Annotated in this window: 5 protein-coding genes; all 5 read right to left on the bottom strand. The window is 62.8% G+C overall.

All coding sequences use genetic code 11. From position 1 onward, the window contains the following. Positions 1-309: SDR family NAD(P)-dependent oxidoreductase (locus BI344_RS26225; RefSeq protein WP_420912620.1), on the bottom strand; the 309-nt coding region annotated here is incomplete at its 3' end. 84 nt (positions 310-393) lie between these two features. Next, on the bottom strand, positions 394-591 hold the full coding sequence (locus tag BI344_RS24630) for a hypothetical protein (RefSeq protein ID WP_193431015.1): 198 nt from the start codon (positions 589-591) through the stop codon (positions 394-396). Continuing rightward, the gene (locus BI344_RS24625; protein ID WP_193431014.1) at positions 588-806 is read right to left on the bottom strand and encodes an SDR family NAD(P)-dependent oxidoreductase; all 219 of its coding nucleotides are present in this window, start codon (positions 804-806) and stop codon (positions 588-590) included. The genes BI344_RS24630 and BI344_RS24625 overlap by 4 nt, the downstream gene beginning before the upstream one ends. 96 nt (positions 807-902) lie before the next feature. After that, positions 903-1,331 carry a hypothetical protein gene (locus BI344_RS25015; RefSeq protein WP_206600451.1) on the bottom strand — a complete coding sequence of 143 codons (429 nt, stop codon included), beginning with the start codon at positions 1,329-1,331 and terminating at the stop codon, positions 903-905. Between the two features lie 38 nt (positions 1,332-1,369). Further along, positions 1,370-2,638 carry a 1-deoxy-D-xylulose-5-phosphate synthase N-terminal domain-containing protein gene (locus BI344_RS20685; RefSeq protein ID WP_206600450.1) on the bottom strand — a complete coding sequence of 423 codons (1,269 nt, stop codon included), beginning with the start codon at positions 2,636-2,638 and terminating at the stop codon, positions 1,370-1,372. Positions 2,639-2,794: the final 156 nt, after the last annotated feature.

Here is a 2,794-nt window from a genome sequence, read left to right as displayed (position 1 = left end):
GACTGGGCGGTGATGTCCTCGTTTTCGAGTATCGCCACGCAGAAGCGCGCGATGTTCTCCGCGGTCTGGGTGCGTCCCAGCGGAATCAAGCTTTCCATCCTCGCCACAATTGCGCCAGGTTTTCCTCGGCGTCATCAGCTGGTTTTCCAGGTACTTCCACATATTGGTCTTGACGATGCCAGGGCACACGCAGTTGACCCGGATGTTGTGGGGCGCCAGCTCCAGCGCCAGCGAGCCGGAAAAACCCTGCAGGCCGGCCTTGGCCGCGCAATAAGCGGAAATGCCGGGGAAAGCGGCCTTCGCGGCGATGGAACTAATGTTCAGAATGGCGCCGCCCTTTGCCTTGCCGGATCAGCGCGCGTCCCGCCTCGCGGGAGGTCAGATAGGGCGCGGTCAAGTTGGTCTGCAGATGGCCTCGAACTCGCTTAGCGACGAGTCCACCGCGTTGGCCACATGGCTGCTGCCGATGGCGTTCACCAGTCCGTAAAAATCTTCCGCTGCGTGGGCCACATTGCCAACGGCCTCCACCACCTGCGCCTCAGCCGTGGCGTCCACCGCCATGGCCTTGACCGACAAGCCTTGCGCCGTCAACGTCTCGCCAGCTCGCAAGCGGCCTGATAGCCGCTGATGTCCCGGCTCTGATAATGATTGGTGGCTGTCGGCGCGCGGTCGGTGTCGAAGATGCAAACCTTGACCTGCTGCCGGGCCAGCGCCTCGACGATGGCTGCGCCTATGCCTCTGGCGCCGCCGGCCACGATCATGGTCTTGCCTGCCAACTTGTCGTGTTTTGCGTTTTCCTGCGTCATGATTTCTCACTCCTTGGGCAATACAGGGGTTGCCGAAGCCCGTTCGGGATTCGGAAAAACAATGAAAATGGGAAATGGATGGTTGCGGCGCGGCGGCTATCCCGCCAGCGCGCAAGAAGGCTCAGCCAGCAAGGCCTCGAGCTTGCGCGGCGCGGCCGCGGCCTGAAAAGTCTCTATCCGGGGCCATTCATAGGCGTCGCTATAGATTTTCTTGACCCTGATGAGCAGCGTGGCCTCGACGTACTCCGCCAGATTGAAGCGGGAACCGTTGTGCTCCACCACCACGACCTCCTCCGCGGCGCACAGCAGCTTGCGCACGCGCTCCAGGTCGGGCCGAGTGGACAGCGTCCGAATATGCGCGCAGCGCTTGCCGTCCACCGCCTGGAAGGCCTCGTAAGCCATCGACTCCGAAGACAGGACCACCGTGCCCGCGGCATGCTCCAGCTGATGCGCGTACAGTTCGTCGGACAGCCTGCGATACATTTCCCGCATCGCCAGCACCCGCTCCATAGGCTGATCGTGCAATAAATACAGGCCATTGCTTCCCGATGCCCGGCGCCGTCTTATGCAAGCCTCCAAGTCCTGGGGTCCGTCAGCTCGTACACCGTGTCCTCAAGCAAGCCGAAGATGGTGGAAACATAGGTAGGACCGCCCCATACGCCGTTTTTGCGCGCGGCGACCACATGCAGGTTGCGGCTGCCGATCAAGGCCGAATGCAGGACATCGACCGCATTCAGATAATATTTATCGTCGGTCAAAACGAATTTGAGCTCGTCTTCCGGGCAGCCCATGGCGGCGGTCAGCAGAGCGGACTCGGCAAGGCCAAGATTGCAGTAACTGTGGGATGGCTGGAGTCCAAAGCGCGCGGCGAGGTCCGCCGTGAAGATATGCGCCGGCGCGCCGTCCCGAATCTCCTCGATTAAATTTCCCGTCAGGCTGCAGCTGCTGGCCTTGGGAGTCACGGCAGAAGCCGAGGCGGCAGGCTTCGCGCCCGCGCGCTTGAACGAGTGGGAACCCTTCCGGGTATGGCAGACGATGGCGGCGGACACGCCCTCGCGCTCCGCGTCGCGCATGCGCTCGCATATCGCCGCCGCGTCGTGGCCGTCCACCTCGTACACCCGGTCGAAATAGGCGGCCAGATAGGCTGGCCTGAGCTTGCCCGGCAAAGGGTCGATGCCCTTTCCGTTGCTGTCGACGATCAGCGTCAGGTTGCGCGTTTCCAGTTCGCCAACCAGCCGTATGGCCTCGTAGGACACACCCTCGTTCAGCTCCCCGTCGCCGGCGACGCACACCACGCGCTGATCGCGGTCGGTCTGAGCCCTGCCGAGCGCGATGCCCACGCCCTCGCCCAAACTATGGCGCATGCCATAGGCGAAACCATAGGCCTTGTTGACCACGGACGGCACCCTGTCGTGCACCGCGGCGAGAAACGCGAGCGGCATGCCTCGCCTCAGGTGCCGGCAAGCGTAAAACAAGGGGGCGATATGGCCCCGGCCTATCACCAGGTTCGCCGACGCCACGCCGGATGCGTCGCAAAGCCCGGCGTCGAAAAGCGCTTCGGCGATGTCCAACGACGACAGGCAGGACGCCAGCGTGCCATAGCCGGCTATTTCGTGAATGCGTTCCAGGCACTCACCCGCGTTTCGATAGAAGGGCTCGAAGCGGCCAGCGATGGCGACAGCCAGCGCATTGATGCTTTCGCACGACTCAGCCAGCGTCAGACCGGCCTCGATTTCCTGCTGCGCCCGGGCCTGCTCTGCGCCGTCCAGAAAGGCGCGGCGTCCGCTCAGGCAAGCCTCGATGCCAAGCAATTGCGCCGACAGGCTCTCCATGCCGGGCCTATAGATGATTGATCGATTCATTCAGCACCTCGAACGCTTCCGTCAGCGTGTCTTCCGACATCACGTAAGCGGGAGCCAGGCATGCCCAGTTCTCCTCGCCGCGAATGATCAGCTTTCGTTCGAAACACAGCTGCTCAAGCTTTCCCC

It is taken from the genome of Chromobacterium sphagni (genome assembly GCF_001855555.1).
Taxonomy (GTDB): Bacteria; Pseudomonadota; Gammaproteobacteria; order Burkholderiales; family Chromobacteriaceae; genus Chromobacterium; species Chromobacterium sphagni.
Note: the sequence above shows the minus strand (reverse complement) of the source record. Positions and strands in the feature narration are given on the sequence as shown.